The 7,674-nt window shown below is 59.2% G+C and carries 8 protein-coding genes and 1 pseudogene; 1 reads left to right on the top strand and 8 read right to left on the bottom strand.

The features are described 5' to 3' along the window. Window positions 1-8: 8 nt before the first annotated feature. The 5 genes and pseudogenes from JCM12296_RS47665 to murI form a co-directional block, all read right to left on the bottom strand. Window positions 9-245: pseudogene (locus JCM12296_RS47665) on the bottom strand (response regulator); the annotation flags it as partial. Beyond that, complete coding sequence (locus JCM12296_RS17650) at window positions 140-1,018, bottom strand: ATP-binding response regulator (RefSeq protein WP_054695936.1); 879 nt, start codon at window positions 1,016-1,018, stop codon at window positions 140-142. The gene JCM12296_RS17650 and the pseudogene JCM12296_RS47665, both read right to left, overlap by 106 nt. Further along, window positions 1,015-2,643, bottom strand: a complete 1,629-nt coding sequence (locus JCM12296_RS17655; RefSeq protein ID WP_054695939.1) for a phosphate/phosphite/phosphonate ABC transporter substrate-binding protein — start codon at window positions 2,641-2,643, stop codon at window positions 1,015-1,017. The genes JCM12296_RS17650 and JCM12296_RS17655 overlap by 4 nt, the downstream gene beginning before the upstream one ends. Window positions 2,644-2,690: 47 nt before the next feature. Further along, on the bottom strand, window positions 2,691-3,539 hold the full coding sequence (locus JCM12296_RS17660; protein ID WP_054695943.1) for a GGDEF domain-containing protein: 849 nt from the start codon (window positions 3,537-3,539) through the stop codon (window positions 2,691-2,693). Window positions 3,540-3,585: 46 nt separating this feature from the next. Next, window positions 3,586-4,380: a glutamate racemase gene (gene murI / locus JCM12296_RS17665; RefSeq protein ID WP_054695947.1), complete on the bottom strand. Its 795-nt coding sequence runs from the start codon at window positions 4,378-4,380 to the stop codon at window positions 3,586-3,588. 428 nt (window positions 4,381-4,808) lie between these two features. Between murI and JCM12296_RS17670 the strand changes: the two genes are divergently transcribed. Next, window positions 4,809-5,006 carry a hypothetical protein gene (locus JCM12296_RS17670; RefSeq protein WP_054695950.1) on the top strand — a complete coding sequence of 66 codons (198 nt, stop codon included), beginning with the start codon at window positions 4,809-4,811 and terminating at the stop codon, window positions 5,004-5,006. A 63-nt stretch (window positions 5,007-5,069) separates the two neighbouring features. Here the strand turns inward: JCM12296_RS17670 and JCM12296_RS17675 are convergent, their stop codons facing one another. From JCM12296_RS17675 to JCM12296_RS39955, 3 genes are all read right to left on the bottom strand, one after another. After that, entirely contained in the window at window positions 5,070-6,122 is a 1,053-nt protein-coding gene (locus JCM12296_RS17675) for a sensor histidine kinase (protein WP_054695953.1), read from the bottom strand. 245 nt (window positions 6,123-6,367) lie between these two features. Next, window positions 6,368-6,670, bottom strand: coding sequence for an IS1/IS1595 family N-terminal zinc-binding domain-containing protein (locus JCM12296_RS38475; protein WP_213184115.1), 303 nt, complete (start codon window positions 6,668-6,670; stop codon window positions 6,368-6,370). A gap of 127 nt (window positions 6,671-6,797) precedes the next feature. Next, window positions 6,798-7,674: hypothetical protein (locus tag JCM12296_RS39955; protein WP_172683956.1), on the bottom strand; the 877-nt coding region annotated here is incomplete at its 5' end.

Raw genomic sequence — 7,674 nt, forward strand, 5'->3', positions numbered from 1 at the left:
CCCGCCTCCAGGCACTTCTCCTCATCGCCCTTCATGGCATGGGCCGTCATGGCCACGATGGGCAGGCCCGTTCCCTGGGAAAGCTGGCGAATCTGACGCGTCGCCTCGTAGCCGTTCATGCGCGGCATCTGAATATCCATCAGGACGGCATCGAACGACGCCTGCTGAACCGCTTCGACGGCCGCCTCGCCATTACCGACAATGGTGACGACAATGCCGGCCCCCTCCAGAATCGCCTTGGCCACCTGCTGGTTGGTAGGATTGTCTTCCGCCACCAAAAGGTGCAGCCCCTTGAGCGGTTTGCGGTAAATCGACGCCCGCGTGGTGAAGTGCTGCTTGCGTCTGGATTCCTTGGGGCCCTGCTTGCCGAACCCGTCCATGATGGCGTCAAACAGGTCGAGGGGTAGATCGGTTTGGTCAGAAACCCGTTGATACCCGCCTTTTCCGCCTCGATACGCTGGGCCTCCTTGCCGAAAGCCGTCATCATGATGATGGGAATGGACAATTTCAGTTCCTGGCGGATGCGTTTGGCGGTTTCGATGCCGTCCATGTCGGGCATGCGCCAGTCCATCATGATCAACTCGACGGGATTGTTGCGCATCGGATTGTCCTTCAGTCGGTTGAGGGCGTCCGCGCCGGAAGATTGGCTTTCGACGCGAAACCCCAGGGACTCGAGCATCTTGCGCATGATCATGCGGCTGTCGGCCAGGTCATCAACCACCAGGATGTTGAGCCCCTGGATGTCCGGCGGTACCACCAGGACCGTTGCCGACGGGGCGGCGGGCAATCCCAGCTTGACGGTAAAACGGAAGGTGCTGCCCTCGCCCAGCTGGCTCTCCGCGCCGATCTCGCCGTTCATCAGGGTAACCAATTGTCTACAGATGCTCAACCCCAATCCGGTGCCTTCGTACTTGCGCGTCGAGGAGGTGTCCGCCTGGCTGAAGGGCTCGAACAGCAGCTGGATGTATTCCGGATCGATGCCCGTTCCCGTGTCCTTGACCGAAAAAGCCAGGGTCACCGTGCACCGACCGTGGACGGTTCCGTCGCCGCAGTTTTTACCGCCAAAAGGATCACGCCGCCCGCATCGGTGAACTTGACGGCGTTGCTGACCAGGTTGGTCAGAATCTGCTGCAAGCGCAACGGGTCGCCGACAAGCTCCTTGGGGGTGTCCGGATCGATGTCCAGGAGCAGTTCGATGCCCTTTTCGGCAGTGCGGTTGACAAACAGCTCCATGACCCGGTCAAACATGGCGTTCAGCCGAAAGGTCCGCATCTTCAGGTCGAACTTACCGGCCTCGATCTTGGAAAAATCGAGGATGTCGTTGATGATCCCCAAAAGCGAATAGGCCGAACTCTGAATGATGTTGAGGTACTGCTCGATCTTCGGCGAAACCTCCTCGCTGAGCGCCAGGTCGGCGGCGGCGATCACGCCATTCATGGGGGTCCGGATCTCATGGCTCATGTTGGCCAGAAATTCGCTCTTGGCCTGGGTGGCCGTCTCGGCCAATTCCTTGGCCGTCTCCAGCTCCCGGTCGCGCTGCTTGCGCAGATCCATCTCCACCTGAAGGCGCACGTTGGAAAATCGGATTTTACGGTTGAGTTTGGAAATCACGATGGAGAAGGCCACCAGAATGCAAAAGGCCGCGCTGGCGAAGAAGATCCAGTGTCCGTAGCTCTTGAGCACGTCCGTGAAACTGATCTTGCCCAAGTCCTTGTAGGGGCCGACCTTGAGGATCTTCAGGCAATCGTGAACCGGCTGGTAATTCAGGGGGATCGTCCATCCGGCACACTCGGCCGCCAAGGCCGCGGACCCGTCGGGCGGCATCTGCAGGAGTGCCACGGCGACCTTCTCGGCCAAGTCGTCGGAGGTGTGCCGGACCTTGGCCATGGGCCAGTCCGGATACTCGCGCGTGGTGCACAGATACGGCGTGGGACCCTCTTCCGGGTGCAGCCGCGGGATCACATAAAAATCATCTAAATTGATCTTGCCTTCGGCGGCGAGGTCTTCCAGGGTGTTGGTTCTCACCGTACCGGCATCGACCTGGCCATCCCGCACCGCGAAAACGACGCGATCATGGGTTTCGTCAAAACGCAGCGACTTGAAATCGTGATACGGGTCGATACCGTTTTCCTTGAACTCCCGCCAGGCCATGAGCCATCCGCCCAGGGACGTCTCCGAAACGGCCATGAACGACTTACCGATCAGATCACGCAACCGGCGAATGTCGGTGCGGTCCCGGCGGCAAAAGACCACGCCGCCATAGCGGGTATAGACGCCGCTGACGCGCCGCTCCTTCAGCGTGGCGATGCGGTTGGCATGGTACCAGTGCTCCAAGCCCACATAGAAAGCCGAATTGGCGAGGATGAAATCGACCACCCCGCTTTGTACCGCCGGGGTGACCTGCTCGTGGCTCAAAGGGACGATGGCAAAGCGCTGATCCGGAACCTGGCGGGTCAGATATTCCGCCGTCGGCGACCAGCTGACCAGACACTGCTGCTGACCGCGGGTGGCGAGGACGCCGATCTTGATCACCTTGCCCTCGGCCCCGGCCCCGTTGACCATGGGACCGGCCAGGAACAAAACCGCCCAGCACCCCAGACTGAGCAAAAACGCGCCGCAACGCATCAACCGGAATCGATTCATCGGAGGGTTTCCTTTGGTATCAGATAGAGCCGTTCACATCTTCACGTTCACATCTTCAATACGGCATGTTTAAGATCGTTCTTGCCGTTATGCTTGACCGCATACATCAATCGGTCGGCCGCCCGGATGGTTTCATCCACGCTCTCGGGAACACGATGATAGGTTGCCATCCCCATGCTGAACGTCACCGGCCAGCCCTTGTCCCGCATGATGGCCAAGAGCTGCTTCTGCAGTTTACGAGCGGCCACGAGCGCCGATGGCGCTTCCGTTTTCACCAGCAGGACGACGAACTCATCGCCCCCGAAACGGGCAACGATATCGATGGCCCGGATATTGGCCTTGATGGTGTCCACCACCGTCAGCAGAAGCCGATCGCCCGTATGATGCCCCAATGTATCGTTGATCTGTTTGAAGTCGTCAATATCGATGACCATCACCGAAAACGGATTGTGATAACGCCTTGAACGATCCATCTCGATGCCCGCCATTCTGAGAAACGCGCGCCGATTGGCCGCGCCGGTCAACGGATCCAGCATGGCCAGTTCCTGCTGGGCGCCAAGGATCTTCCTGTATCGGTTGATGATGAAAACGATGTACAGAAACACGGCGAACCGGAAAAATTCGTTGACCACGGGGATATAGGGCCGCGTGAAACGCTCGACCATGGAAAGATCCGCCAGGAGCCAGGAAAAAGCGCCCAAGGCGGCGATCAGGATGCCCCAGGTCAGCCCGCAGCTCCAGGTGACGATCGTGATGGGAACCAAATAAAGGAATGAAAAGGCGAATTCCGGACCGGTCAAAAAACGGAGCCAGCCGATGAACAGGACCAGTGAGAGCGACAGAACCAGAATGAGCGGCTTTTGAAAGGCGTTGGATCTTTCAAATGATTCTTTCATCGTTGCAAACTTCAAGCGGTTCGGTGTTGGGTCAGGATGGCACGATTCAGAGACGGACGGGTGTCACCTCGCGATCGGCAGCTTGGATGAATGATAGCATATGTTTCATTTTTTCGGTATCGCCCGTGGTATAGAAAATGGAACGGCCGACCGATCCGTTTGGGGGGTGGCGGATCTGCATTTGCTCCAGCACCGATAAGGTATGCCGGGCAACGGCCGGTGCGGGATTGACGATGCAGACCCCATCGCCAACGATGCGTCGAATGGATGCCGCCAGAAAGGGGTAATGGGTGCACCCCAGAACGAGGTGGTCGATGTTTTCCGTGAGCATGGGCCGCAGATACCGGCGAAGCAGATCCATGGTGGCGTCACCGTCGAAATCCAACACCTCGACCTGTTCCACGAGGCCGTTGCCGGCAATGGCAACGACGCGAATGCCCTGGGCGTATTTGGAACGGGTGGTGGCGAACAACCGGCCCTGCAATGTCCGCTCGGTGGCCAGGACACCAACGGCCCGGGTGCGGGTATGGACCGATGCCGGCTTGATGGCCGGCTCCATGCCGATAAACGGGATCGGGTAATGCTGGCGCAGAAAATCGATGGATGCGGCAGTAATGGCATTGCAGGCCACGACGATGGCCTTGCACCCTTTCTCCTCCAGAAAGTCGACGATATGGGTGACACGGGGAAGGATCTCCGCGGCGGATTTGGAGCCGTAGGGACAAAAGCCGCTGTCACCCAAATAGATGAAATTTTCCTCTGGCAGGCACTGAATCAGCGCCTGCCAGACAGACAGGCCGCCCAGGCCTGAATCCATTACCCCGATCGGTTGCTCGGTCATGTTCCGGTTTTCTTTTCTGTTTTTCGCGGGCATGGCCCGCTGCAAATTCTTGCAATGCCGTTTTTCATGGGCGTTTGCGGTTACCCTGGCAAAATCGACCGAAGGGGTGGATTCATCCGGGATTCTGTGTTATGGTCCGTAAGTTGCAGTTGTAATCCATCCGGTGGCCCTCCCTTGGGTCATTTTTCCGACGTCCGGGTTGCATCGTTTCTTCTTCGCACCCACTGCCGAACACCGATAGGTCACTACGGCTGGTCGCTTTCTGACAGCAGGCTCCGCTCAAGGCGGCAAGACTGTGTCGCCAGGGGTGGACCGTTTCCGTTCGGCGACCCCGGTCTAGACGCAAGGCCACTGGATTAACAGGGAATCGTTTCCCCATTGACTGCAATTAGGAACACCCTTTCACCCAACATAAGGAGGCAGATTAGTTGAAAACCAAAATGATCCCCACAACCGCTCAACGGGCGGCCCAACTGCTTGCCAAGGCCACCCGCTTTGACAATGGCTTTCGGCGACAATATCCACTGTTGGTCGACTATATTGACGGCCGTCGACCCCTCAATGACTGTTCAACGACCTTCTATCGAAAAAAATCCGGGCCCACCTTCGCTTGGTCGAAAGCCTGAGGCAGGAAGCGGCGCGGCTGGCATCGGTCCAACCGAGGGGCGAGTAGGATGGCCTCACCGCACCTACCGTTTTTGGCCCCTCCTCCCGGCGACGCTCGCCGGGTTACACGGTTTCTCCGGCCCGGGGACATGCTTTCCCCCCCGGGGGAAAGTGATTCCCACACAGGCCCCTCCCAGCGGTGACGCATCGATCGCAATGCTGCCACCATGCACATCGGCGCAGTATCGAAGGCTGAGCAGTCCCAACCCGGTTCCATCCGACTTGGTCGTATAAAACGGCTCCAACACCCGATCACGGTCTTCCGGTGAAATACCGGGACCGTTGTCGTGGACTTCGAGTCGGACATGGTCGTTTGCCTCGATCAGTTTCACGCGAATCCGACCGTCATGAACGCTGGCTTCCGCCGCATTGACAACCAGGTTGAGCAGTGCCCGCTGAAGCAGTTCCGCATCAAAAGCGGCCGGGCAAGCATCCGGGAGTTCAACCTCAAACTGGCAACGCTTCACCTTCTGATGGGTCTTGGCCAGCCGGAGAGCACCGTCGATTTCGGCGGCCATGTCGGCCTTTCGGATGCCACTGGAAAGGTGCTTGCCGCTCACATCGACCAGCCGCTGGGCATAGCGTTCGATCTGCCGGTGAACCTGCTGCAGGCGATCTAAATGGCCCCGGTCGGCCACAGACAAGACATCGCTTTTGGATAGCATCTCGATGGCAAATCCGTTGACCAACAGGATGTTGTTCAGATCATGGGCGATGGATGAGGCAAACAGACCGGCCACGGCCTGTTTACCGGCAGCAATGATGGCAGCGCGCTGCTCCCCGAGTTCGCACTCCTTGCGATGCAGGCGCTTCAGCAGGATGAAAAGCCCGGTGAACAGCAAGAGCGCCGTGATGACAATAAACAGCGTTCCCTTGTAGGTTTCGATGTTCTCCAGCTGCTCCTTGGAAAAAACCTTGGCGGCGGCCATATGGGAGGAGACAATGATATAGGCGATTCCGCAAACCAGATAGACCCCTGCGACCACTGTCGCCAGGCGCAACGGCCGGATGGCCTGGTAGCCCATGAAAATATCTTCAAGCGGGCGAAAGCGCGATTTCGATGACCTGTCCGGCATGGTTCGTTCTCGATGGATAGGGGCTCGGCACATCGAATGAGAACGGTCTGGTGAGAACGATCTGGCCACCCATCCGGCGCCGGCGTTACGATGCCCCCATGAAGCCGCTTGGCCGCCGCATGAAAGCACCCCGCAAGTAAACCGACATCGCTTTATTTTTAACGATCGGTCCCAAAAAGCAAGGCAAATCCATCTTCATGGCAAAAAGTCCGGCCATGGGCAGCACTTCCCAACAGGGTCCCATGTCATTCCTCAACCTTTACATAGCTTTTGCATCGCGGATAATTTCGGCAACGGTAGCGGGTCAAGCCCGGCTGGCGCCGGTAGACATGCATCGGCTGACCGCAGGCCGGACAGAGCGGTCGCTGGGGTCGTGTGGGCCAAGCGTTGTCGATCGTAAACTGACGCTGACACATCAGGCAGATCCGCCGCGCTTTGCCCGCAGCGGTCTTGCCATACCGGTAGGAGACATCCGAGCCACACGCCGGGCAGCGGATCGCGGCCTCTCCGGTCTCGGCATCCTTGATGGTGGTGGCCCTCACCGTCACCCATCCCCCTGCCCGCTTCAAGAAGTATTGATATCGGAATCGTGGATCGATCCGATGTCTACGCGGCAAATGTTAGGTGAATGTTCGGGAGGTGGGTGTTACAGCAGGTTTTGCTGAATCCAGGCGGTTAGATTCGCCCACAGCACCTTGGCCACGAAGCTGGGGGAATCGCCAGCGAACGATCGGGCTGGGGCGACACTTGAAGAGGGACAACCGCCCCCCCATTGTCCGGCAAGGCCAGGAGACCGGCCGGCGGCAGCGCCAAGGGGGATTCCGGGGTCGGTGGCGTGGGCGCGTGCCGGCCCATGACGACGGGCCGGTCGGCAAAGGCGAGCAAGTCCTGTTTCACCGCGGCGGGAATGCTGTCACCGTCAAAGAACGCCACCATCAGTTCAAAGCGGTCCTGGCGGCCATTGTAAGTCGGGCCGGCGCTGTGCAACTGGGGTGCCGAAAGCAGGACGGCCTCGTATCCCAAGCGATTGCCGCGGGTCGGCGGCACGAGTTGGCGGCCGTGGTAGGTGCCGAAAGGATTGGCGCGGATGCTGAATTGGCCGGATGTCGGCAGGTATTCCATCTGGAACGGACAGAAGGCGAAATTGGCCTTGACCCGCGGATTCATGGCCACGGCCATCCCGCGCCCGGCGGTGGTCACACCGGCATAGGCAGCGGTAATGTGGTTGTTGATATCGGCCACGTTCCGGTTTTCCGGTGCATGGCGGTAGTAATCCACCGCATAGGCATCTTCCTGCCCCAGGTAATTGCGTTTCTGGATGAAAAAGGGATGGGCCTTTTCCGCGTGCGCCGCAAAACGCAATTCCACCGGTGCCACCGCCTCCCACCCCGGGTCGAGCCTGCGGGCCAACATGGGTTTGTCGGCCTGGACCACGGTCTCCCGCCAGGTGTCCGGATAACGCACCGCGCCGTCGATGAACAGATACGGCACCCCGGCCTCGAGACGCAAGTGGTAGTCGACCCAACCCGGCGCGCGGGTCGCCCCGTCAGGC

The sequence above is a fragment of the Desulfosarcina cetonica JCM 12296 genome (assembly GCF_001311845.1).
GTDB lineage: Bacteria > Desulfobacterota > Desulfobacteria > Desulfobacterales > Desulfosarcinaceae > Desulfosarcina > Desulfosarcina cetonica.